The following is a 21394-nucleotide window of genomic DNA, read 5'->3' as shown; positions in this document are numbered from 1 at the left end:
CGGACCTGAAGGGAAACCGGCGTCTCAACTGAACTCGAGCAAAAGCGGGCGATGATCCGAGACTTCCGGCTGTCTAACCACATCGAAGTGGTGGATCTGCACGGACGGATTGACCAGCATATAATCCGCATAGCGGTTCTGCTTGGCATAATGGGAGGTTCGTGTGTCGGTAAAGCCGCGCGTCGTAACCAGCTCGACAAGGTCGAGTTCTTTTAGCACGGCGAAAGTCTCGCTCTCCGGCAGAACGTTGAAATCACCGCAGACGATGACACGGTCACCTTCTTCCGCGACGGTCCTGACCAATTGGACGAGGCGTTTTGCCTGCGCCTGCCGCGCGGGGGTATCGTGTTTGCCCTCAATGTCCCGCAGGCCATGCATATGGGCGATAACGGTTGGGCGGCCGGTACTGAAATCGAAAACACGAATGGCATGGGCAGTGCGCGATCTCGGATGATCGCCGTATCCATCCGCTGAAAAGGCGCCGTGAACGAAACCCTGTGCCTGCGCAATCACGGCAATGGATTTGCGCACGAAGGTCGCCAGTCCCCATTGTGAGGGATACCGCATTTCGCCGTGCCAGAGGTCGCCCTGCGCCGCCGGACAGAAGATCGCCACATGATCGGGCAGGGCATCTGCGACATCCCGAAGGAAATTCGCTCTTTGCGGCAGGTCTATGCCGTGGTCGCGGTAGATCAGCCAATCCTCATTGGCGATTGGCGTATGCACCACTTCCTGCAGACACAGAATATCGGGGTCGGATGAGGAGAGATAGGGAACAAGCTCGTCATGGAGATTCCCACCCCAGCCATTCAGGCAGATCAGACGCATCTACACTCCTTGTCACGGACTTCATGACACGGTTTAGCATGGAGCGGATGGCGATCAATCCTGTTCCGTTGTTTTTGATATCGGACCCATCGCGCTTGAATAACAAAGGCCCGGATCGCTCCGGGCCTCTTCTGTCTGTTTCGTCAGTCGAATGCCTTATTCGGCCGCTTCGGCGTAAGCTTCCATCGGCGGGCAGGTGCAGATGAGGTTGCGGTCGCCATAGACATTGTCGATGCGGTTGACCGGAGACCAGTACTTGTCGATGCGGAAGGCGCCGGGCGGGAAGCAGCCCTTTTCGCGGCTATAGGGACGATCCCATTCGCCGACCAGGTCTTCCACCGTGTGGGGCGCGTTTTTCAGCGGATTGTTGATCTTGTCCGCACGACCTTCCTCGATGTCGCGGGCTTCCTCGCGGATCGCCAGCATGGCATCGCAGAAACGGTCGATTTCCGCCTTGGTTTCGGATTCCGTCGGCTCGATCATCAGCGTGCCTGCCACCGGCCAGCTCATTGTCGGCGCGTGAAAGCCGCAATCGACGAGGCGCTTTGCCACATCGTCCACCGTCACGCCGCAGCTATCCGCGAGCGGTCGGGTGTCGATGATGCATTCATGCGCCACACGACCGGTCTCGGACTTGTAGAGCACGTCGTAAGCGCCCTTCAGCCGTTCGGCGATGTAGTTGGCGTTGAGGATCGCCACCTTGGTCGCCTGCGTCAGCCCTTCGCCGCCCATCATCAGGCAATAGCTCCAGGAGATCGGCAGGATCGACGGCGAGCCGAAAGGTGCTGCCGAAACCGCGCCCTCACGACTGTCCGTCGCCGGATGGCCGGGAAGGTGAGGTGCCAGATGCGCCTTGACGCCGATCGGGCCCATGCCCGGTCCACCGCCGCCATGCGGAATGCAGAAGGTCTTGTGCAGGTTGAGGTGCGAAACGTCGGAACCGATATCGCCGGGACGGGCAAGGCCGACCATGGCGTTCATGTTGGCGCCATCGAGATAGACCTGACCGCCATACTTGTGGGTGATCTCGCATATCTCGCGAACCGTCTCCTCGAACACGCCGTGGGTGGACGGATAGGTGATCATGCAACACGAGAGGTTTTCCGCATACTGCTCTGCTTTTGCACGGAAATCATCGATATCGACGTCGCCGTTATCGCGTGCCTTCACTGGTACTACCTTCATGCCTGCCATCTGCGCCGAGGCCGGGTTGGTGCCATGCGCGGAAGTCGGAATGAGGCAGATATCGCGATGCGTATCGCCATTGGCAAGGTGGTAGTTGCGAATGGTCAGAAGGCCCGCATATTCCCCCTGCGCGCCGGAATTCGGCTGCATGGAGAAGGCATCATAACCGGTGACCGAGCACAGCTTTTCGGAAAGATCATCGATCATCTCTTTGTAACCGAGCGCCTGGTTGGCCGGCACGAAGGGATGGATATCGGAGAATTCCGGCCAGGTGATCGGCAGCATTTCCGCAGTCGCGTTCAGTTTCATGGTGCACGAACCGAGCGGGATCATCGAACGGTCGAGCGCCAGATCGCGATCCGAAAGGCGGCGGATGTAACGGGTCATCTCGCTTTCGGCACGGTTCATGTGGAAGATAGGATGCGTCATGTACTGGCTGGTACGCAGCAGTTCCTTCGGCAGACGATATTCCGGTTCGAAATCCGAGATCGAGAAATTGCCGCCGAAGGCGCGCCAGACAGCCTCAAGCGTTGCCGGGCGGGTGCGCTCGTCAAGGCTCATGCCGATCTTGGTCGCGCCGACCTTGCGCAGGTTCACGCCTTCCGCCACGGCCGAACGCAGGATGACACCCTGCATATGGCCGACTTCGACGGTGATGGTGTCGAAGAAGGTCTCCGGCTCGATGGTGTAGCCGAGCTTCTCCAGACCCTTGGCCATCAATACGGCCTTCTGGTGGGTCTGCTGGGCAATCGCCTTGATGCCCTGCGGGCCGTGGAAAACGCCATACATCGAAGCCATGACGGCAAGCAGCACCTGCGCGGTGCAGATGTTAGACGTCGCCTTCTCGCGGCGGATATGCTGTTCACGGGTCTGCAGCGACAGGCGATAGGCGCGGTTGCCGCGCGCATCGACGGAAACGCCAACGAGACGGCCGGGCATGGAGCGCTTATGCGCATCCTTCACGGCCATGTAAGCCGCATGCGGACCGCCGTAACCGACCGGAACACCGAAACGCTGCGAGGTGCCGATGGCGATATCCGCGCCCATTTCGCCGGGAGACTTCAAGAGCGTCAGCGCCAGAAGATCGGCGGCGACGGCGGCAATCGCGCCCGTCTGGTGCAGGCGGGAGATCAGGCCGGAGAAATCGCTGACATGGCCGTGGGTACCGGGATACTGGAAGATCGCGCCGAACACGTCGACCGGATCGAGATCGGTGAAGGGATTGCCGACGATCACTTTCCAGCCGAGCGGGGCCGCGCGGGTTTCGATCAACGCAATGGTCTGCGGGTGGCAGTTGGCATCGACAAAGAAGGTTGTCGCCTTTGACTTGGCGACGCGCTGGCACATGGCCATCGCTTCGGCGGCGGCCGTTGCTTCATCGAGCAGCGATGCATTGGCGACATCGAGACCGGTCAGATCGCAGACCATGGTCTGGTAGTTCAGCAGCGCCTCGAGACGGCCCTGGCTGATTTCCGGCTGGTAGGGCGTATAGGCCGTGTACCACGCCGGGTTTTCCAGAATGTTGCGCTGGATGACCGGCGGCGTGATCGTGCCGTAATAGCCCTGGCCGATCAGCGAGGTCAGGACCTGGTTCTTGTTGGCCGTCTCGCGAAGACGATCCAGCGCCTCGCGTTCGGTCAGCGCCGCACCCCAGGTGAGCGGCACCTTCTGGCGGATGGAGGAGGGAACGGTGGCGTCGATCAGGGCGTCGAGGCTCTTATAGCCGACGACCTTCAGCATCTCCGCCATTTCCGACGGCGACGGCCCGATGTGACGCCGGTTGGCGAAATCATAGGGCTGGTAGTCGGTGAAATGGAATTCGGTGGGCGTCGTCATTACGCGATCAGCTCCTTGTAGGCTGCTTCATCGAGCAGCGTATCGGCATCCGCCGCATTGGAAAGCTTGAGCTTGAAGAACCAGCCGGCACCCTGCGGGTCGGAATTGACCAGCGAGGGATCATCGACGATGGCCTGGTTGATCTCGACCACTTCGCCATCCAGCGGACAATAGACATCGGAAGCCGCCTTGACGGATTCAACGGTTGCAGCCTCGCCATCCTTGGAGAAGGTGGCGCCCACTTCCGGCAATTCGACAAAAACGAGATCGCCAAGCTGTTCGGCGGCGTGGCTGGTGATGCCAACGGTGGCGACATCGCCTTCGAACTTCAGCCATTCGTGTTCTGCGGTAAATTTCAGCATCGTATTCTCTCCGGAGATGGAATGAGGATTATCGTTTGTAGGTGGGCTTGATGAAGGGCAGGGCGGCGACGGTGACGGGCAGGTATTTGCCGCGCACTTCCGCGAAGATCGCCGTACCGGGAGCAGCGTGGGAAACAGGCACATAACCCATGGCGACCGGACCTTCGACCGAGGGGCCGAAACCGCCGGAGGTCACTTCACCGATTTCCGTCTTGCCTTCGGCATCCGCGAAAAGCTTCGAATGGCCGCGCACTGGGGCTTTGCCTTCTGGCTTCAGGCCGACACGGCGGCGCGATGTGCCATCCTTGAGTTCGCGCAGAATGCCTTCTGCCCCCGGAAAGCCGCCCTCGCGATCGCCACCGGCGCGGCGCGCCTTCTGGATCGCCCATTCGAGCGAGGCTTCGATGGGGGAGGTCGTGGTGTCGATATCGTTGCCATAAAGACAAAGACCGGCTTCGAGGCGAAGGCTGTCGCGTGCGCCAAGCCCGATGGCTTCGCAATCGGGATGTTCGAGCAGGGCCCTGGCGATCTCTTCCGCCTTGTCGGCCGGCACGGAGATTTCAAAACCGTCTTCGCCGGAATAACCGGAGCGGGAGACAATACAGGGCACATCATGCAGCGGCACTTCCTGCACGTCCATGAACTTCATTTCGGAAACGCCGGTCCACAGCTCGGCCAGCACCTCTTCGGCACGCGGTCCCTGCAGCGCGATCAGGGCGCGGTCATTGAGAAGGGTGATCTCGCAAGCGTCTGAAAGATGCGCCTTCATATGGGCGACATCGGCGTCCTTGCAGGCGGCGTTGACGACGACGAAAAGATGGTCGCCACGATTGGTGATCATCAGGTCGTCAAGGATGCCGCCATTTTTGTCGGTGAAGAAACCGTAGCGCTGACGGCCTTCCTTGAGGCCAAGAATGTCAACCGGAACCAGCTTCTCAAGCGCAAGTGCGGCATCTTCATTCTTGCCGGACTTCGCCTTCACGATCACCTGACCCATATGGGACACGTCGAACAGACCGGCGGAGTTGCGTGTCTGAAGATGTTCCTTCAGCACACCGGCCGGATATTGCACCGGCATGTCGTAACCGGCAAACGGCACCATGCGGGCGCCAAGCGAAAGATGCAGGGAATGCAGCGGCGTGATTTGAAGCTCGGCGGTATCGTCCAAGGACGCCTCCAGGGTTGCGCGAAAGATCGCGCGGGCTCAGGTCATGGCGCAAAAGCGCCGGTTCAAGAGCCCCCTCTGTCCTCGTCGCCTGAGATTGTTATCCCTTCGGCGAGCCGTCCTTTGAAAAGGTGGCTTCTCTCCAGAGTTCCGTCGTCATCGCTGGTCCTTTTGCCTGAGAGTTTCCGGGGCGGTTGCTCCTTCGGCACCGCAGTGAAGCGGCTTCTCCCAACGATGATGCGACGCTCATTATCTGCGAAGACCTGCTGTTGGCAAGGACCAAATGACGCATATGAGCAGATTTTTGCTCCATCTGCGCCATGGTGAATCCCGAGCGCTAGCGAGGTTGCTTCCATACACCCTCGGGCTTGTTCCGGGGAAATGAGGATCGAGAGGTATCGTCAGTCGGATTTTTTCTCTGGAAGACCCTTGTGTTTCGTCGAAGCGAAATCATCAAGTTCCTTTTCTGTCATGGACTTCTCCATGTTTTTTGAAGCACCTTTTAAACTGGATTTCTTGATCTCACCACGTTTGGCCGCCAGTGCAGCACCGGCGGCTTTCTGCTGGGCTTTCGATTTGGCTGGCATGTCGAATCTCCCTTGAAACGGTGGTTCCAGCGGGACAATGCCGCCTTGCGCCGATTGTTCCCTTGCAACTATCAAGCCTGCGGCAAAATTCCCCTTTGAAATCGGCAGGAAAGCGGGATATCGCATGAGGCCATGGACGCAAATCGAAACAGACGGGTGACGGGACTGGAGAAGATGCTTCGCATTTTCTGCGCGACCCTGATGTTGTCGCTCGGTTTTGCCCACAAGCCGGCGCTCGCCACCACCCCGGACGTTGCCCTTGATGAGAGCTACCGGCTGCCGGATGGCACTTTTGCCGAGATCTGCCTCGGCCACGCCAATGGGGAGGGTACCGCCCACACCAAGGACGGCCCGGCCCATTCGAGCGATGCCATCCTCTTTTGCGAGGCGTGCCTGCTGGCCTCGTCCATTCTTCTGCCGATGCCCGATACGAAAAGCTGGCTGAAGACCGAATTCGCCTGGCTCGACAATCGCCTGCCCGCTGAATGGAGCTTCCGCTCGGTCCTGACGATCCAGAAACCCGCCGCGCGCGGCCCGCCATCCCTGTCCGTCTGACTTTCGTTTACGGTATCAACGCCGCCTGCGGGCGGCACGGAGCGGCTGCACGGGCCCAGGGGCCGCAGTCGCGGGGACAAGCAAATGAAAACCACCAAGATCATCACCTGCACTCTCTTCGTCGCCTCGGTTTCGACCGCACAGGTCTTCGCCCATGCCACCTTCGTTGACGGCACGGCCGAACAGGACAGCACGGTGGTCGCCGCACTTCAGGTGCCGCATGGCTGCGATGGCGGGCTCGCCACCACGGAAGTGCAGATCAAGCTGCCGGAAGGCTTCATTTCCGCCAAGCCGCAGCCCAAGGCCGGCTGGGAGCTGGAAGTCATCAAGGGCGACTACCAGAAGGCGTATAAGAACCACGGCAAAGACGTCAAAAGCGGGCCGGTCGAAATCCGCTGGAAGGGCGGCAACCTGCCGGACGAATTTTACGACACCTTCGCCGTGCAGGGCAAAATTTCCGGCATCGAAGCAGGGCAGGAGCTGCCTTTCAAGGTTACACAGCTGTGCGGCGACAAGGGCAAGGTATCCTGGGATGAGGTCGCCGCCGCCGGCGTTGATCCGCATTCGCTGAAAAGCCCGGCGCCAACGATCAAGGTCGCTGCCAAGGCACATGCGGGCGGGCATGATCATTCAAGCATGAGCATGGATATGGATGTCGTGAAGGCCGGCAGCCTCGAAGTTTCGGGCGGCGCGACCAAGGCCATGCTGCCGGGCCAGCCCGTGGGCGGCGGTTATGTGACGATCAAGAATACCGGTTCCAGCGACGACAAGCTGATTGGCGTCGAATCCTCCGCCGCTGGCCGTGCCGAAATCCATGAGATGGCCATGGTCAACGACGTCATGAAGATGCGCAAACTGGATGAGGGTATCGTCATTCCCGCCGGCCAGACGGTGGAGCTGAAGCCCGGCGGCCTGCACATGATGTTCTTCGAAGTAAAGAAGCCCTTTGCCGAGGGCGACAAGGTGCCGGTGACGCTGATCTTCGAAAAGGCCGGCAAGGTCGAGATCGTGCTCTCTGCGGGCGCAGCCAAGGGCGGCAGCGACCATCAGCATAATTGATCGACGAAAAGCGGCTACCGGAACGCATCACAAATCCGGTAGCCGCAAGATTTTCGATATATTGTATTTGTTTTTCAGCGCCGTGATGGAAAAGGGGACGATGGCGCCACCATCGTGATTTTCCGGAACTCGGTCAAAAATATCTAGAAAACCAAGCTGACACCAAGCTGAACGCGAACGCCCGAACGACAGGGTGAAGAAACGAGAAACGAAATTAAAATATCTACATATCAATTTGATCTGTAAGATTATTTTTAGATTTCGATGTCGAGTTGTTTTCCTCGTAGGCCTCCACGGCCTGCTCCAGTGTCGCCTGCGGTTCGTTGCGCTGGCTGGCAACGGTGAGGAAATAGAGCGTCAGGGCCGGTGGCTTGATCACGGTCATCATGCCGCGAAGCTGGAAGTCATCCCCACGTTCGGCGTTGCGCGCCAATTCGTGAATGGCATCTTCGACCTCGCTCTTGCGCGGAACGCGCTGCGACGGCTTCACGGCTTCCAGCGCATAGGCTGCCGTATTCGCAGAAACGGAAAGAACCTGTGTCATTCAACCCCCGGCAATCTTCGCCGACCCTTAAAACGACAGATTAGCATTCAGGCCTTGTTGGAAGGCTAAATCGCGGGCATGCAATTTAATCATATTTTAACGACCAAAACGGCCGGCCAAAGGGGTTTCGCCAGCGGTTCCCATGGTCTAGAAATGCCTCGGACTGCCCGGTCCGGCAATTTCCCCGGAGACACATCCCCATGATCAATATCGCTCTTGTCGCCACAGGCGGCGCAATCGGTTCCGTGTTCCGCTATCTGGTCGGCGTCTGGAGCATGCGATTGGCTGGGCCGAATTTTCCCTGGGGAACGCTCGCGGTGAATGTGGTGGGGTCTTTCCTGATCGGCCTGCTGGTCGAGCTTGTCGCAAGGCGGTTGAACGCGTCAATGGAGATGCGCCTGTTTCTCGTCACCGGCGTGCTCGGTGGTTTCACCACCTTTTCATCCTTCTCGCTCGATGCAGTGGCGCTTTTCGAGCGCGGTGCGCTTGGCCTTTCGGCCTTTTACGTTCTTGCAAGTCTTGTGGTTTCCATCGCCGCGGTTTTTGTCGGGCTGGCCTTGGGCCGCAACTTGTTCTAAAGGCTTGATCCAAACGGCGCGCCGAAGAACAGAGCGCGCGATCAAATACAGAGAGACTGGAAATTTCATGGCAGGTATCGAGCATATCAAGGTCGAGGCCGACGAGGCCGGTATGCGCCTCGATCGCTGGTTCAAGATTCACTATCCGGGACTTGGTTTCGGGCAGTTGCAGAAGCTGCTGCGCTCCGGCCAGGTGCGTGTGGATGGCGGCCGGGTGAAGACGGATGCACGGGTGCAGCCGGGACAGATGGTGCGCGTACCGCCGGTCGATTCCGATATGAAGACCAAAACCGGTCCGATCGGCTCGAAGGATCTCAAACATTCCGAAGACGGCGAGCTTCTGGCGCGCATGCTGCTGCATGAGGACGACAAGGTCTTCGTGTTCAACAAGCCGGCCGGCATTGCCGTGCAGGGCGGTTCCGGCGTCAACCGTCACATTGACGGGCTGCTGGAGGCCTGGACCAACCAGAAGGGCGAAAAGCCGCGTCTGGTGCATCGCCTCGACCGGGATACGTCGGGCGTGCTGGTGGTTGCCCGCACCCGGGGTGCCGCGCAGAAATTGACGGCGGCCTTCCGCGAACGCGATACCAAGAAGACCTATTGGGCTCTGGTCAAGGGCGTGCCACGCAAACATCAGGACAAGATTTCCACCTGGCTGGTCAAGGAACAGACGATGGATGGCGACCGCATGCGCATCGCCAAGCACGGCGAGGAGGGGGCCGATCACGCCGTTTCCTATTATCGCGTGATCGATACCGCCGCGCAGAACCTCGCCTGGCTGGAAATGGAACCCTATACCGGCCGCACCCACCAGCTTCGCGTGCATGCGCTGCATATGGGCCATCCGATCATCGGCGATCCGAAATATTATATCGACGACCCGAACTGGGATTTCCCGGGTGGTATCCAGAAGCGCCTGCACCTGCATGCGCGCCATATCGACATACCGCATCCCAACGGCGGACGGCTTCGTGTCAGCGCGCCCTTGCCGCCGCACATGGTGCAGACTTGGAACCTGCTCGGTCTCGACGTGGCCGATGGCGATAGGGAAGACTGACAACCGATGAAACTCGTCCTTTTCGATTGCGACGGCACTCTGGTCGATAGCGCCGGCCTGATCCATGCCGTCATGTCCGATACCTTCGCCTATTTCGGAAAGCCACGACCTGATATTGCGCAGACCAAGGCGATCATCGGACTGACGCTCGATATCGCCATCGCCCGCATGCTCGGCAAGACACATGTGGATGACGAGGCGCAGGCGATGACGCAGCGTTACCGGGAGGTTTACCACCCCATACGCGAGCGTCCCGAGATGACGACGCCGCTCTTCGACGGCATCGCCGCGCTGATCGATACGCTGTCGAAACGGGATGACGTGCTTATCGGCGCTGTCACCGGCAAGGGTCGGCGCGGGCTTACCCAAATTCTCGAAAGCCACGGCTTTGCCGAGCACTTCATCGTTTCGCGCACGGCGGATGATTGCCCCTCCAAGCCGCACCCGGCCATGGTGATGGAATGCTGCCATGAAACCGGCATGGTTCCGGCCGATACTATCGTCATCGGTGACGCGATCTATGACATGCAGATGGCCAAGGCTGCCGGCGCAAAAGCCATCGGCGTCGCCTGGGGTTACGCCTCGGTCGATGAACTCTGGAAGGCAGGCGCCGACGCGGTTGTCAGCCATCCGCGGGAAATCCCGGCCTATGTTCCGGCCGATACTTCCGAATGACCCTTTCTATCCGACTGATGAGGATGTGCCATGCGTGATCTCCTGAACGACCTTTCGGAAGGCCTCAGCCATCCCGATCCGATCCTGCGCGCGCAAATCCAGATGCAGAAGCCCTTGCCGAAACGGTTCTACAAGGATGTGACCGTCGCCGAGGCGGAGGAGGGCGGTTTTACCATCCTGCTCGACGGCAAGCCGCTGCGCACCCCCGCCAAGAAGCCGCTGGTCGTGCCGACACAGGCGCTTGCCAACCTGCTTCGCGATGAGTGGGATGCACAGAAGGAAGTGGTGAACCCGGTGGTCATGCCCGTATCTCGGCACGTGAACACCGCCATCGACGGCGTTGCCAATGACACGCAGGCGGTTTTCGAGGATATTCTCCGTTTTTCCTCCTCCGATCTCCTGTGCTACCGCGCTGGCGATCCGGAGGCGCTGGTTGCGCGGCAGACGGACCATTGGGATCCGGTGCTGGACTGGACCGCCAATGTGCTCGGCGCCCGCTTCATCCTCGTCGAAGGTGTCATGCATCGCGACCAGCCGCGTGAGGCGATTGCCGCCTTCGCGGTTACGCTGAAGAAATACGATACGCCGATTGCGCTCGCCGCGCTTCACACCATGACGTCTCTGACCGGCTCCGCCATTCTGGCGCTGGCATTGGCGGAAGGCGAGCTGACGCTGGAAGAGGCCTGGGCGCTCGCCCACCTGGACGAGGACTGGACCGCCGAGCAATGGGGTGAGGACGAAGAAGCGCTGGAACGCCGCGCTGTCAGGCTCATCGACATGCGTGCAGCACTCCATGTTCTGGAGTCACTGAAGAGCGCCTCTTAACGCTTTTCTAACCCTGATCGTCGAATATGCGGCTACCTCACGTTAGGGGAGCCGCTGATCATGACCACCATGCTGAAACGCCTTGGCATTCTTGTGCTGGCGTGTTTCACGCTCATGTCTTTCAGGCTGGAACCGGAAGCGACGAACGCCGACCGGCTGCTTTACGATGTGCGCGGCGCATTTGTCGCCGCACGCCCGGATGTCGCGCCGGCACTGATGCAGTCCATCCATGCGCAGGTGCAGAATGCGATCAAGACGACCGCGCGTGGCGAGACCAGACCGCGCGTGGTGCTGACCATCCGTCTCGCATCTGTCACACGTGGTCCCTTCCTGTTCGGGGAGAGGGCATCCGCAAAGGTCATCGTTCGTGCCGCCGCCGTGGCGACAGGCGAGGTGATCGCCGAAGCCAAATTCACCGCGACCGTCGTCAGCTTCGACAATCAATCGATCGAACAGGAACTCGCCTATGGCGTCGCCGAACGGGTGATCCGCGAGTTCAGGCTCAGCCGGCCCGGCCCGACCACGCTTGCGACGGCATTGTTTCCGTAAGCAACAGGGAATGCGGGAGCGCGACATCCATCCATCCCTATTTATCTTGTAAATCGCACGCTCTGAAAATTGCATCTCGATGCAGTGGAATTCACATACATTGCGTATCTGAATTGACATACGCTACGTACGTCACTATCTCGCATACGTAACGTATGTCAAATGACGTCCGAAGCTAGCAAGCATGCTTCGCCCGTCCACTGCCACTCAGCCATAAAGAGAGATGCGAAATGACTGAACGCGAAGCAATTTTCCCGGCCAACAGGCACGCGCTTTACGAAGAACACGGCTATTCGGCCGCCATTCGATCCGGTGACCTTCTTTTCGTCTCCGGCCAGGTCGGCAGCCGTGCCGATGGAACGCCGGAACCCGATTTTGAACAGCAGGTCCGGCTGGCCTTTGAAAATCTCAAGGCGACACTTGCAGCCGCAGGGTGCACCTTCGACGACATCGTTGATGTAACGACGTTCCATACGGACCCGGAAAACCAGTTCGGAACGATCATGACCGTCAAGCAGGAGATTTTCAGCAAATCGCCTTATCCGAACTGGACCGCCATCGGCGTCAACTGGCTCGCCGGTTTCGATTTCGAGATCAAGGTCATCGCCCGCATCCCGTGATGCTGGATCAAGACGGAAACGGCGGCGCTGACAAGGCGCCGCCGGCCTGTTTCTCCATCCTCAGCCAAGCCGCTCGGCGTGCCACTTCAGATGGTCATCCATGAAGGTGGAGATGAAATAATAGGAGTGGTCGTAGCGATCGTGCATGCGCAGCGTCAGGCCGATATCCGTGCCCTTGATCGCCTCTTCGAACAGCCATGGGCGCAGGCCTTTTTCAAGGAAACTATCGGCCTTGCCCTGATCGATCAGGAATTCGGGGAACCGTGCGCCATCCTCGACCAGCGAGCAGGCGTCGTATTGGCGCCATGCGGCCCGATCCGCACCAAGATATTTCTCCAGCGCCGGTTCCGACCAGTCAGCGGAAGAGGGGGCGACGATCGGCGCGAAGGCGGAGCAGCTCTTGAAGCGCTCGGGGTTCTTCAGCGCGATCGTCATCGCACCATGGCCACCCATCGAATGGCCGAAAATGGCCTGACGGCTCATATCCGCGCGGAAATGCTGGCCGACGAGGGCAGGCAGCTCTTCCGTCACATAGCTGTACATCCGGTAGTGCTCCGACCACGGCTCCTCGGTAGCGTCGAGATAAAAACCGGCGCCCTTGCCCATCTGCCAGTTGGTCAGCTCATCCGGCACGTCGTTGCCGCGCGGGCTGGTGTCCGGGCAGACGACGATCAAGCCCAATTCTGATGCCATGCGGCGATATTCGCCCTTTTCCATGACATTGGCATGGGTGCAGGTGAGGCCAGAGAGATACCAGACAACCGGGCAGGGCTCATGGATCGCCTTCGGCGGCACATAGACCGCAAAGGTCATCTCGCTTTTGAGCGTTTCGGATTGGTGCGAAAATACGCCCTGCATGCCGCCAAAGGCCGTATTCTGCGAAATGATGTTCATGAAGCCATTCCCTTAAGAAAAATTCCGGTTCAGCCGGCGAGCGAGACTGCGGCATTGACCGCCGCTGCCACCAGAACCGTGTTGAAGAAAAAAGAAACGATGGAGTGAAGCAATGTGACCTTGCGCATGGCGGTGGTGGTTATCCCCACATCCGATGTCTGCGCCGTCATGCCGATCACCACAGCGAAATAGAGGAAGTCGTAACCGCAGGGCTCCTTCGTCGCGGGAAACTCCATGCCGCCGCGATGCAAGGGCTTGCCGTCCACCATGGCCGGCCGCCAGTAAAGATGGGCATAATGCAGGGCAGTCATGGTGTGGATCGTCAGCCAGCCGAAGATCACCGAGGCGAAGGCGATGAGCAGCGTCCAGATCGTCTCGCCCGTGTGGTTGAGCGCCTGAAACAGCGACACCACGGCAACACCGACCGCAAGCAACGTTACGGCGATGATGGCGATTGCCGGCAGATCGTCGCTATCGGCATAGGCCTTCAGATGCTGTGCCGTCAGCTGTGGCAGGCGAAACGCAACCAGCGTCAGATACGTCAGGAAAAACAAAACGGCCGCGATCTCGATTGCCAGGGAGGGCGCAAAGGCAAGCGCCAGCGCAAGACCAAGGGCACCGGCGAGAAATGCGAGGACGAAAGGCCGATGGCGGCGATAGGCATTGCCCCTGCGGCTGGCCGGCTTCCTGGGACTGGTTGGGCTTTTCGGATTGGCCGGGGTCATGGGCTGCGCCTTTCTGCTTGCGGTATCACTTTTTGACACGGCGACAAAAACGGTCAAGCGTCTCCAGAAAGGCAGAGCGGTCGCGCGGTGAAAATGCAGCGTTATATCCCTTGCTTTCACCGGTTTCGCGCAGATGGGCGCCAAGATCACGCATCGCCGTCGCCATCCCGATATTCGACTGATCAAAGACGCGACCCGTCGGTCCCGTGACCAGCGCACCCTTGGCGACACAGCGGCCGGCGAGCGGCACATCGGCGGTGATGACGATATCGTTCTCACCGGCATGATCGGCAATCCAGTCATCCGCCGCATCGAAACCGGCGGATACTATGACGTTTTTCACCATAGGATCGCGCGACGGGCGCAGACCAGAATTGGCAACGAAGGTCACTTCCAGCCCATGCCGCTCCGCCACCTTGAGAATTTCCGGCTTCACGGGGCAGGCATCGGCATCGACATAGATTTGTGGGTTTTGCGGCATGAGCACTCTTTTGGGATAATTCCTGCCAAGCTTCTAAGCGCAAACGCCGCAATTACCAAGCCCGTCAGCGCTGAAATAGCGGCTCGACGTCGCGCAGGAGGATGCTTGCGACGATCGCGAAAACCGTCTATGTTCACTTTATGTTCTTGATCGTGGAGAGGGTCAATGTTGGAGGAGTTTATCGTGCAAGCCAAGTCTGCAACATATGTCGGCGGCGGCGATAAATCTGCGACCCCCACGCGTCAGGGATCGCACGATCTCGGTTATCGCGACGGAGACTGGCATTATATCGACAGCTATTTCGGGGGAACCGATTTCATCGGCCAGGAGGTCGTCTGGCACCAGGGAACCGCGGTGTGGGCGATGAGTTATTACGGCCGTATTCTCAGGCCTGATATGATCGACGGCACGACGGCCGGCATGGTCATTCAGCGGTCGCTTTCCACGCTTTATCGGGAAGGCCGCTTTCTCGGCGGCTTTACCCACCCGGTGGAGAATCTGATCTATGTCGATACGAATGCTGGTGAATTCGAGTCCTTCACCGGTGTCGAGCGCATCTACCGGGGACATGTCGAAACGTACCGACTTGACTATCATGGCGGGATCATAAAGCCATGAGACGTGCGGTGACTGGGGCGATGATGTTTTCACCGCCCCATCACAGGTTTCGGATCAGCCGGGCTGCTTCGTCTTGCGCAGATAGGGAAGAACCGTGTCGTAGGAACCAAAACGGGCAATCGCGTCTTCGTTGGAGACGGCGGCGGTGATGATGACATCCTCGCCCTGTTTCCAGTTGGCGGGCGTCGCCACCTGATGTTTGGAGGTGAGCTGGATGGAATCGATGGCGCGAAGAATTTCCTCGAAATTGCGGCCGGTGGTCATCGGGTAGGTGAGGACCAGCTTGATTTTCTTGTCCGGACCGATGACGAAGACCGAGCGCACGGTGGCGTTATCGGCAGGCGTGCGGCCTTCGGAACTCTCGCCCGCACCCGCCGGCAGCATGTCATAGAGCTTGGCAACTTTCAGGTCCTTGTCGCCGATCAGCGGGTAGTCGACATTGAAGCCGGTCGCGGTGCGGATATCGTTCTTCCATTTTTCATGGCTTTCGACCGGATCGACCGAAATGCCGATGATCTTGACGCCACGCTTTTCGAATTCCGGCTGCAGGCCGCCCATGGCACCCAGTTCCGTCGTGCAGACCGGCGTGAAATTTTTCGGATGCGAAAACAGCACCGCCCAGCCGTCGCCGATCCAGTCGTGAAAATGCACCGGGCCATGGGTGGTCTCTGCGGTGAAGTCGGGGGCAATATCGTTGATACGCAGGCTCATAGTGTGCTTTCTCCCTGATGATTTGAACTGAAAATCTGATGGTTCTCGGCAATCTGTGTCCGGCGGATGAGCTTAAAGTTTTTGCCTGAAATGGCCAGAGCTTTTCACCACCTGTCGATGACGTCGCCGGGCAGGGGCTGTCTATTCGATCTGAGTTTCAAGGGTTTCCGCCATGGTACCATAGAGCTGAGCGGAGGCTTCATTCTTCTCCGCAGCGTATTTGGCGCTGACCTGCCTTGCAGCGTCAGCTGCGATACGAAACGCATCGATCCGCACCTGGGGCTCAAGCTCAGCCTCGCCACCAATATCGCCGTTGCTGAACCTACCCGCCCGATATCCGTCACCAAGATCGACGACACCGATATCAGGAAGGCCGTTTTTCATTTTACCGAGGAAAGCTGCCCCGGCGCGACCGCCATCCCGGCGACGGAGCATGCCGATGCCGGACGCCTTTCCGTCGATACAGGCACCTGTCCAGAAGGCCGGTCCCTCGGTCATCGAGGCCGGCAGGACGAATGCACATTGGCTCGCCGGATCCTTCAACCAATGGTGATCCTTCGACCCGGCGCTAGCTGCTTCCGTTGAGGCGGACATCGCCGCGATGACCACCCATGCGATGTAAGAAGCGCTTTTCATTCCGCTGAATACCCTCGTTAGACGGCGCGATTTTTTTACCATTCCTCTTCGTTCCGCAAGCCTGATGAATGGAAAAAGGTCTATTCCATTGACTGGCTGAACCGCATCGATGCGGCAAGGCGAGGGCCTGAACATGCAGACCCCCGCGCTACCCTTAGAGGCCGGTCGTCGCGGGTTTCCAGAACCGCTCCCGATCAAGCCCGTCGCGGCACTCGATCACGATCCGTGTGCCGTTCCTGAGACGCCGCCGCAAAAGGTCGGATTGCGCCCGTATCTGGCCGCCATCATGAAGCTTCTGCAGCAGCGAGCGTGAAAGCCCCAGTTCGGAAGCCAGCAAGCGATCGAGGCGTATGCCGGCCGAAAACGGAACCGTCAGATCGATCTCGGCCGCGGCCCAGTCGGGAGGTTCGACCCGTATCTTTTTCTCGATATCGAACTCCGGAAACTCATCGATACGCTGCGACTTGCGTCTCAACGCCTCGAGGTTGAAGGTCTCGGCTCTTATCCATTGCGGATCGTTGGACTGCAGCGCCTCCAGAACGGCAGGGCTTATGTCGCGAACATTCTGCCGCTCGAAGATTGGCCGGTTCCAGCTTTTGTCACAGGTCAGGCATCTGTAGATGAGCCAGGCATCGAGTTTGCGGCCATTGGCATTGAGCCGGATCTTGCCGCTGGCCTGAAATGCCCTCAGCTCACCGCATCCGTTACAGGCAAGCCAGGGTTGGGGCGCCACTCGTGGCGTGATGGTCCATTGGACCCGAAGTAAATTGCACATAGCGTCTTGGTCTTCCGTCTGGAAGTCCACCAAGATGGTGCAGGAGAAACCCTTGCGGGAACGGCATGGCGATGTTCTGGGTGGTGAAGAGCTGAGACAGCGGCGCTGCACAGGGCACATTTGACGATGCCAAACCGGTCTCTTGCCACCACCCGATGAACATGATCATACGCCGACAGCCTGTGGCTATCGGGCAATACGGGTGAAACTGGATTGAGACCGGTGATTACTTAGGCAAAGTCTACCTCGATGCGCCAATGCTCTTCGCGGGCGACGATAACAAATGATGCTCCCAAAAGGGAGTCATCCCGTAGGCTGTGGCTGAAACAGGTTGCGCCTGCAGCTTTTACGCAACTCTTCGACCGTCTCCCTATTGTCCGGAGGAGGTTTCCCGGCGGCTGTTATCCTTAGCTTCCTGAAGAGGAAACATGCGACGAAGGGTCGGATCTCTGCGGATGAAATGGTGCCATAGCGCCGCCATCACATGCAGGAATACGATAAGGGCGGCGAGATAGGCGAGGGTGGCATGAACGTCACTCCAGAAGGCCTCGGCCTGATCGGAGATCGCCATGGGCAATCCCGGAATGACGACTAGATCAAAGACGTAACTGGGGATCTGCAAGGGAGAGGTCGACGCCACCGCCCACCCGGCGAGGGGAACGGCCAGGGTCAGGAACAGCAACGCCGCATGAGCGGCCCGCGCGGCGAACCTCGAAACCGGACCTTCACCCTCGATAGCCCGCGGCCTCCTGCTGAAAACCGACCAGATGCAACGTGGCACAGCAAGAGCCAGCACCAGAAATCCAATCGACTTGTGGTACTGAAAAAGATTGAACTGAAGAACCGGATCGATGCTGTCACGGCTCATCAGATATCCCAGCGCGAGCTGCGCCACGAAAAGGACAGCAATCGTCCAATGGAAGGCGATCGCCACCAGTCCAAAAGAGGAGGGCGTGTTGCGCCAGCCGCGTCCACCCGCAGGGACCCCATCGGAATTGTCGCCAGAATATTGCATCGTTCAACTCAGCTGTTGATAGGTGTCTTTGGCGATGGCGTCCATTCGATCGGACGGCAGGTTGCCGACCAGGGCGCAACGGATCATTTCGTCGTCCCAGGACACTGTCTCCAGCGAACCGACACTGGAGCGCCGCATGGCACTGTCGTTCGAGTCGGCCGCAGCAACGATGTAAAGGGTGACACGCTGCCCGCCTTTGTCCTCATACATAAGCTGGGCGGCGGGGCCTTCGGAACCGGGGAGCATACGCCCCCCAACGAGGGACAGGCCGTGACGGGTGAGATCCGGGATGTTGATCTTACGGTCCAGCCGCTTCGAGAGCCATTTCGGCAGGTTCTGAGCATCTTCGCTATCGGCGCGGACCTCCACCGGATGCAGAACATCGCTCGCAAACAGCTTATGTGCCTGCGCTGCATCCGCCACGATGGAAGCAGGTTCGATAACGCCGGATACAAATCCACGTCCGAACCAGCCGCCTGTCAGGCCGACGGCAAGAACAAGGACGGCCGCCGCTGCCATGTTGCGCCAATCTGCGCGCTGTGATCGCACGCGTCGCTCAATGCGATATACATCGAGACGATCGGGCAAAACATTGGCGTCGAGAGGACCATAAAGCGCCGTCAGCGTCGCATTCTGCTGCTGCCACATCTTGACCTTGCGTGCGTCGGCCGGATTGGAGGCGAGGTGGGCGCGAACGGCATCAAGCCTCTGGTCTTCAAGCTGGCCATCGACATAAGAGAGCAGATCGGTTTCGGTTATCTGTGGCTCGCTACCGGTCATTTTATCACCTTGAGATTTGGCTGGTCTTCCTGGGTCATGCGGGCAAGCGCCGTTCGGGCTCGCCCCAGACGGGACATCAGTGTGCCAAGGGGAATTTCAAGAATATTTGCGGCTTCCGCATAACTGAAGCCTTCGACAACGACGAGAAGCAGCGCCTCCCGGTGTTCGCCGGACAGTTTTTCAATGGCGCGGGCCATTTCCGCAAGGGCGACCCGACCCGTCTGCGCCGCCGGAACCACCAGTTGTTCCGCAGCGTCGTCAATCGGAATTTGCTGGGGTCGGCGTTTGCTGCCGCGCAGATTGTTGCGGTAGACATTGACAAGCACCCGATACAACCAGGGCCGCAACGGCCCCTGCGGTCGCCATAGTGCCTTTTTGCGGATCGCTCTTTCCAGACAGTCCTGGACAAGATCGTCAGCCGTGTCGCGATCATGCGTCAGCGCATTCGCATAACGTCGGAGCGCCGGTATGCAACTTGTCATCTCGTCCAGAAAGTCCGGCATTGGAGTTACTCCTTGGCAACGTGCCAAACGCCGCCGACGCCATCGCCTGTGATGTCGCCGGGTTTCTTGTCCATCTGCCAGCGATAAAGCGGCTTTCCGTCATGCGACCACTGCATCGTGCCGTCTTTGCGGGCAATCGGTTTGTAGTCACCGTCCGGCTTATCGGTTTTCAAGGCGGCGAGGGGCGGCCACTTTTTCGCGCAGCCATCGTAACAGGCCGACGAGGAATCGCCGTTATTGTCGAATGTATAAAGCGTCATGCCCTTGGCGTCGGTCAGGATAGTGCCCTTGGCCGTCGCCTTTTCAACCACCGCGCCACCGGCATAGGGGTCGGCAAGGGCGGCAGTGGAGGCGAACGCCAGGGCGCCGACCAGAACGAAATGATGTGCACGCATGTTATAGTCCTTTGAAATAACCGATCGGACAACGCGCCCGATATTGGATAGAACACCGGTCAGCGGAATTTATTCCCGCCTCGCTGATTTTTTGATGCGCCTGCGGCTTTTTATTATCTGACACCCTTCAGATCGATGTCGAACGCCACCGTATTCGAATAGAGCGGCACCCCGACGCCCATGCCATAGGGCAGGCGGGGAACATTGCCGGTGACATGGAAGGTGACCGATCCCTTTTGCTGTTCAACGAATGTCGCGTGAAAGGTCTCGGGTCGAGATATGCCTTTGGCCGTCAATATGCCTTCGACCACCGCGCTGCGTGGTCCATCCTGAGTGACCCGGCTGGAGCGAAACACGATCTGCGGATAAGCGGCAATATTAAAAACCGCGCTGGATTTCAGGAAGTTTTCCACCCGCTCTTGCCCGGTCTTGACGCTGGACGGCTTCAAGCTGATTTCCACGTAAGACTTGGACGGCTGGTCCGGATCGATGTCGAAGCGGCCGGATATATCGAGAATGGCACCCTTTATTCCCGGACCGGCAACCTGGGCAATTGAAAATCCGATATGGGATGCGGGATCGATGCGATAGCGCCCGGCGGCAGACGAGAATGGACTGGCGGACACCGGAGTGCAGGCCAATGCCGCCATCAGGAAAGGAATGGAACAGGAATATTTCACGGTGCAGGCTCCCTTGTGAGTACTTGGTCGTAACCAAGAGAACACCGCGTGGAGCTATTTAATCCATGTGACTGGCGACCGAACGTTAAATCGCCGAGACCCGATCAGCCACGCACATGCCGGTACGCTTGCCAGCGTCGCTGTCGCGTGCGGTCCTTAAATGAAGATGGCGCACGGGAACTCCAATTACGGCTGTGATACCGGCCCGCCAAAAGGGGCGAACCGAAAGCCGCCTTTCGTGGAGAATCTTCCCCAAGTGCATCATGCCTGTTTTGCAGGGTAGGGGATCAGGCCTCCTCCTGCAAATGTGCCATGAATGCTTCGGCCGGGGTTCTATAGTTCAGGCACTTTCTCGGCTGGTTGTTGAGAATGTGTGTGAGCTGGTTCAGCATCGCTTGTGACATCTGGCTGAGGTCCGTGTTCGACGGCAAGAAGCGGCGAATGCGCTTGTTCGCGTTCTCGACCGCCCCTTTTTGCCAGGGTGCACTCGGATCGCAGAACCAGCTGCGCGCACCAATTCCATCTTCCAAAGCCCGGAAAGCAGCAAACTCCGTACCGCGATCAAAGGTAAAACTCTGGCGCGCGAAGGCGGGCAGGGAGGAGAACGCAAGAACGATCTTGTCCATGATCGGACGCGAATGTCGGTTCGGATTTTTGATCAGAACGGTGTAGCGGCTTTTGCGCTCAACGAGTGATGTGACGTTGGCATGGCCAAACGGGCGCTCGAATATGATGAGGTCGCCCTCCCAATGCCCG

Annotated in this window: 27 protein-coding genes and 1 riboswitch; of the genes, 9 read left to right on the top strand and 18 right to left on the bottom strand. The window is 59.0% G+C overall.

What is annotated here, in order from left to right; genetic code table 11:
* Positions 1 to 24 precede the first annotated feature (24 nt).
* The 5 genes from O3S81_RS25790 to O3S81_RS25770 form a co-directional block, all read right to left on the bottom strand.
* A complete protein-coding gene (locus O3S81_RS25790) occupies positions 25 to 828 on the bottom strand; it encodes an endonuclease/exonuclease/phosphatase family protein (RefSeq protein WP_269347670.1) in 804 nt (267 codons plus the stop codon).
* Between the two features lie 156 nt (positions 829 to 984).
* On the bottom strand, positions 985 to 3849 hold the full coding sequence (gene gcvP, locus O3S81_RS25785; RefSeq protein WP_269347669.1) for an aminomethyl-transferring glycine dehydrogenase: 2865 nt from the start codon (positions 3847 to 3849) through the stop codon (positions 985 to 987).
* On the bottom strand, positions 3849 to 4211 hold the full coding sequence (gene gcvH, locus O3S81_RS25780) for a glycine cleavage system protein GcvH (RefSeq protein ID WP_269347668.1): 363 nt from the start codon (positions 4209 to 4211) through the stop codon (positions 3849 to 3851). The genes gcvP and gcvH overlap by 1 nt, the downstream gene beginning before the upstream one ends.
* Positions 4212 to 4239: 28 nt before the next feature.
* On the bottom strand, positions 4240 to 5379 hold the full coding sequence (gcvT, locus tag O3S81_RS25775) for a glycine cleavage system aminomethyltransferase GcvT (RefSeq protein WP_269347667.1): 1140 nt from the start codon (positions 5377 to 5379) through the stop codon (positions 4240 to 4242).
* 150 nt (positions 5380 to 5529) lie between these two features.
* Positions 5530 to 5617, bottom strand: a riboswitch (glycine riboswitch).
* Positions 5618 to 5777: 160 nt separating this feature from the next.
* Complete coding sequence (locus O3S81_RS25770; protein WP_269347666.1) at positions 5778 to 5963, bottom strand: DUF3008 family protein; 186 nt, start codon at positions 5961 to 5963, stop codon at positions 5778 to 5780.
* Between the two features lie 132 nt (positions 5964 to 6095).
* On the opposite strand from O3S81_RS25770, the gene O3S81_RS25765 reads away from it, so the two are divergent.
* Together O3S81_RS25765 and O3S81_RS25760 are read left to right on the top strand one after the other, a co-directional pair.
* On the top strand, positions 6096 to 6518 hold the full coding sequence (locus O3S81_RS25765; RefSeq protein WP_269347665.1) for a hypothetical protein: 423 nt from the start codon (positions 6096 to 6098) through the stop codon (positions 6516 to 6518).
* Between the two features lie 84 nt (positions 6519 to 6602).
* Positions 6603 to 7577: a copper chaperone PCu(A)C gene (locus O3S81_RS25760; RefSeq protein ID WP_269347664.1), complete on the top strand. Its 975-nt coding sequence runs from the start codon at positions 6603 to 6605 to the stop codon at positions 7575 to 7577.
* Positions 7578 to 7800: 223 nt separating this feature from the next.
* Here O3S81_RS25760 and O3S81_RS25755 read toward each other — a convergent pair whose 3' ends face one another.
* Entirely contained in the window at positions 7801 to 8121 is a 321-nt protein-coding gene (locus O3S81_RS25755) for a hypothetical protein (RefSeq protein ID WP_269347663.1), read from the bottom strand.
* 200 nt (positions 8122 to 8321) lie between these two features.
* Here O3S81_RS25755 and crcB point away from each other — a divergent pair, with 200 nt between their 5' ends.
* The 6 genes from crcB to O3S81_RS25725 all read left to right on the top strand — a co-directional run bounded on the left by crcB (position 8322) and on the right by O3S81_RS25725 (position 12425).
* On the top strand, positions 8322 to 8699 hold the full coding sequence (crcB, locus tag O3S81_RS25750; RefSeq protein WP_269347662.1) for a fluoride efflux transporter CrcB: 378 nt from the start codon (positions 8322 to 8324) through the stop codon (positions 8697 to 8699).
* Positions 8700 to 8766: 67 nt separating this feature from the next.
* Positions 8767 to 9756, top strand: coding sequence for an RluA family pseudouridine synthase (locus O3S81_RS25745; protein ID WP_269347661.1), 990 nt, complete (start codon positions 8767 to 8769; stop codon positions 9754 to 9756).
* A 6-nt stretch (positions 9757 to 9762) separates the two neighbouring features.
* Complete coding sequence (locus O3S81_RS25740) at positions 9763 to 10431, top strand: HAD family hydrolase (protein ID WP_269347660.1); 669 nt, start codon at positions 9763 to 9765, stop codon at positions 10429 to 10431.
* A 30-nt stretch (positions 10432 to 10461) separates the two neighbouring features.
* Positions 10462 to 11256, top strand: a complete 795-nt coding sequence (locus O3S81_RS25735; RefSeq protein ID WP_269347659.1) for an ATP12 family chaperone protein — start codon at positions 10462 to 10464, stop codon at positions 11254 to 11256.
* A 60-nt stretch (positions 11257 to 11316) separates the two neighbouring features.
* Positions 11317 to 11805, top strand: coding sequence for a hypothetical protein (locus tag O3S81_RS25730; RefSeq protein ID WP_269347658.1), 489 nt, complete (start codon positions 11317 to 11319; stop codon positions 11803 to 11805).
* A gap of 230 nt (positions 11806 to 12035) precedes the next feature.
* Positions 12036 to 12425, top strand: coding sequence for a RidA family protein (locus O3S81_RS25725; protein ID WP_006315324.1), 390 nt, complete (start codon positions 12036 to 12038; stop codon positions 12423 to 12425).
* Positions 12426 to 12485: 60 nt separating this feature from the next.
* Here O3S81_RS25725 and fghA read toward each other — a convergent pair whose 3' ends face one another.
* Genes fghA through O3S81_RS25710 form a run of 3 tightly spaced genes read right to left on the bottom strand, consistent with a single transcriptional unit; the run spans position 12486 to position 14525 of the window.
* Positions 12486 to 13319: an S-formylglutathione hydrolase gene (fghA, locus tag O3S81_RS25720; RefSeq protein ID WP_269347657.1), complete on the bottom strand. Its 834-nt coding sequence runs from the start codon at positions 13317 to 13319 to the stop codon at positions 12486 to 12488.
* A gap of 29 nt (positions 13320 to 13348) precedes the next feature.
* Positions 13349 to 14044, bottom strand: a complete 696-nt coding sequence (locus O3S81_RS25715) for a DUF1345 domain-containing protein (protein WP_269347656.1) — start codon at positions 14042 to 14044, stop codon at positions 13349 to 13351.
* A 25-nt stretch (positions 14045 to 14069) separates the two neighbouring features.
* Positions 14070 to 14525 (bottom strand): YaiI/YqxD family protein, encoded by a 456-nt coding sequence (locus O3S81_RS25710; RefSeq protein ID WP_003502698.1) that lies wholly within the window; start codon positions 14523 to 14525, stop codon positions 14070 to 14072.
* A gap of 165 nt (positions 14526 to 14690) precedes the next feature.
* Between O3S81_RS25710 and O3S81_RS25705 the strand changes: the two genes are divergently transcribed.
* Positions 14691 to 15143 (top strand): DUF5680 domain-containing protein, encoded by a 453-nt coding sequence (locus tag O3S81_RS25705; RefSeq protein WP_269347654.1) that lies wholly within the window; start codon positions 14691 to 14693, stop codon positions 15141 to 15143.
* A 54-nt stretch (positions 15144 to 15197) separates the two neighbouring features.
* On the opposite strand, the gene O3S81_RS25700 is transcribed toward O3S81_RS25705, so the two are convergent.
* The 9 genes from O3S81_RS25700 to O3S81_RS25660 all read right to left on the bottom strand — a co-directional run.
* Complete coding sequence (locus O3S81_RS25700) at positions 15198 to 15854, bottom strand: peroxiredoxin (protein ID WP_269347652.1); 657 nt, start codon at positions 15852 to 15854, stop codon at positions 15198 to 15200.
* 141 nt (positions 15855 to 15995) lie between these two features.
* Positions 15996 to 16532: a hypothetical protein gene (locus tag O3S81_RS25695; protein ID WP_442864993.1), complete on the bottom strand. Its 537-nt coding sequence runs from the start codon at positions 16530 to 16532 to the stop codon at positions 15996 to 15998.
* Between the two features lie 112 nt (positions 16533 to 16644).
* On the bottom strand, positions 16645 to 17265 hold the full coding sequence (locus O3S81_RS25690) for a DUF1062 domain-containing protein (RefSeq protein ID WP_269347651.1): 621 nt from the start codon (positions 17263 to 17265) through the stop codon (positions 16645 to 16647).
* Positions 17266 to 17635: 370 nt separating this feature from the next.
* Positions 17636 to 18280, bottom strand: coding sequence for a cytochrome b (locus O3S81_RS25685; RefSeq protein ID WP_269347650.1), 645 nt, complete (start codon positions 18278 to 18280; stop codon positions 17636 to 17638).
* Positions 18281 to 18283: 3 nt separating this feature from the next.
* Positions 18284 to 19060, bottom strand: a complete 777-nt coding sequence (locus O3S81_RS25680; RefSeq protein WP_269347649.1) for an anti-sigma factor family protein — start codon at positions 19058 to 19060, stop codon at positions 18284 to 18286.
* A complete protein-coding gene (locus tag O3S81_RS25675) occupies positions 19057 to 19563 on the bottom strand; it encodes a sigma-70 family RNA polymerase sigma factor (RefSeq protein WP_269347648.1) in 507 nt (168 codons plus the stop codon). Before O3S81_RS25675 ends, O3S81_RS25680 begins: the two co-directional genes overlap by 4 nt.
* Before the next feature lie 5 nt (positions 19564 to 19568).
* On the bottom strand, positions 19569 to 19958 hold the full coding sequence (locus tag O3S81_RS25670) for a COG4315 family predicted lipoprotein (protein WP_269347647.1): 390 nt from the start codon (positions 19956 to 19958) through the stop codon (positions 19569 to 19571).
* A 113-nt stretch (positions 19959 to 20071) separates the two neighbouring features.
* Entirely contained in the window at positions 20072 to 20608 is a 537-nt protein-coding gene (locus tag O3S81_RS25665) for a YceI family protein (protein ID WP_442864996.1), read from the bottom strand.
* A 317-nt stretch (positions 20609 to 20925) separates the two neighbouring features.
* On the bottom strand, positions 20926 to 21394 hold a 469-nt coding region (locus O3S81_RS25660; protein ID WP_269347645.1), incomplete at its 5' end, for an IS30 family transposase.

Origin of the sequence: Agrobacterium sp. SOY23 (assembly GCF_027212525.1) — a bacterium.
In the GTDB taxonomy this organism is placed as follows: Bacteria; Pseudomonadota; Alphaproteobacteria; order Rhizobiales; family Rhizobiaceae; genus Agrobacterium; species Agrobacterium tumefaciens_I.
Note: the sequence above shows the minus strand (reverse complement) of the source record. Positions and strands in the feature narration are given on the sequence as shown.

Bases quoted from the DNA above. Each gene is read 5' to 3' on its own strand.
- O3S81_RS25690 (WP_269347651.1), bottom strand. From the start codon at position 17,265: ATGTGCAATTTACTTCGGGTCCAATGGACCATCACGCCACGAGTGGCG.
- O3S81_RS25665 (WP_442864996.1), bottom strand. From the start codon at position 20,608: ATGGCGGCATTGGCCTGCACTCCGGTGTCCGCCAGTCCATTCTCGTCT.
- O3S81_RS25710 (WP_003502698.1), bottom strand. From the start codon at position 14,525: ATGCCGCAAAACCCACAAATCTATGTCGATGCCGATGCCTGCCCCGTG.
- O3S81_RS25675 (WP_269347648.1), bottom strand. From the start codon at position 19,563: ATGCCGGACTTTCTGGACGAGATGACAAGTTGCATACCGGCGCTCCGA.
- O3S81_RS25740 (WP_269347660.1), top strand. From the start codon at position 9,763: ATGAAACTCGTCCTTTTCGATTGCGACGGCACTCTGGTCGATAGCGCC.
- O3S81_RS25705 (WP_269347654.1), top strand. From the start codon at position 14,691: ATGTTGGAGGAGTTTATCGTGCAAGCCAAGTCTGCAACATATGTCGGC.
- O3S81_RS25680 (WP_269347649.1), bottom strand. From the start codon at position 19,060: ATGACCGGTAGCGAGCCACAGATAACCGAAACCGATCTGCTCTCTTAT.
- O3S81_RS25730 (WP_269347658.1), top strand. From the start codon at position 11,317: ATGACCACCATGCTGAAACGCCTTGGCATTCTTGTGCTGGCGTGTTTC.
- O3S81_RS25745 (WP_269347661.1), top strand. From the start codon at position 8,767: ATGGCAGGTATCGAGCATATCAAGGTCGAGGCCGACGAGGCCGGTATG.
- O3S81_RS25725 (WP_006315324.1), top strand. From the start codon at position 12,036: ATGACTGAACGCGAAGCAATTTTCCCGGCCAACAGGCACGCGCTTTAC.
- O3S81_RS25735 (WP_269347659.1), top strand. From the start codon at position 10,462: ATGCGTGATCTCCTGAACGACCTTTCGGAAGGCCTCAGCCATCCCGAT.
- O3S81_RS25790 (WP_269347670.1), bottom strand. From the start codon at position 828: ATGCGTCTGATCTGCCTGAATGGCTGGGGTGGGAATCTCCATGACGAG.
- O3S81_RS25695 (WP_442864993.1), bottom strand. From the start codon at position 16,532: ATGGTAAAAAAATCGCGCCGTCTAACGAGGGTATTCAGCGGAATGAAA.
- O3S81_RS25715 (WP_269347656.1), bottom strand. From the start codon at position 14,044: ATGACCCCGGCCAATCCGAAAAGCCCAACCAGTCCCAGGAAGCCGGCC.
- O3S81_RS25765 (WP_269347665.1), top strand. From the start codon at position 6,096: ATGGACGCAAATCGAAACAGACGGGTGACGGGACTGGAGAAGATGCTT.
- O3S81_RS25700 (WP_269347652.1), bottom strand. From the start codon at position 15,854: ATGAGCCTGCGTATCAACGATATTGCCCCCGACTTCACCGCAGAGACC.
- O3S81_RS25685 (WP_269347650.1), bottom strand. From the start codon at position 18,280: ATGCAATATTCTGGCGACAATTCCGATGGGGTCCCTGCGGGTGGACGC.
- fghA (WP_269347657.1), bottom strand. From the start codon at position 13,319: ATGAACATCATTTCGCAGAATACGGCCTTTGGCGGCATGCAGGGCGTA.
- O3S81_RS25760 (WP_269347664.1), top strand. From the start codon at position 6,603: ATGAAAACCACCAAGATCATCACCTGCACTCTCTTCGTCGCCTCGGTT.
- O3S81_RS25670 (WP_269347647.1), bottom strand. From the start codon at position 19,958: ATGCGTGCACATCATTTCGTTCTGGTCGGCGCCCTGGCGTTCGCCTCC.
- O3S81_RS25770 (WP_269347666.1), bottom strand. From the start codon at position 5,963: ATGCCAGCCAAATCGAAAGCCCAGCAGAAAGCCGCCGGTGCTGCACTG.
- gcvP (WP_269347669.1), bottom strand. From the start codon at position 3,849: ATGACGACGCCCACCGAATTCCATTTCACCGACTACCAGCCCTATGAT.
- gcvH (WP_269347668.1), bottom strand. From the start codon at position 4,211: ATGCTGAAATTTACCGCAGAACACGAATGGCTGAAGTTCGAAGGCGAT.
- crcB (WP_269347662.1), top strand. From the start codon at position 8,322: ATGATCAATATCGCTCTTGTCGCCACAGGCGGCGCAATCGGTTCCGTG.
- O3S81_RS25755 (WP_269347663.1), bottom strand. From the start codon at position 8,121: ATGACACAGGTTCTTTCCGTTTCTGCGAATACGGCAGCCTATGCGCTG.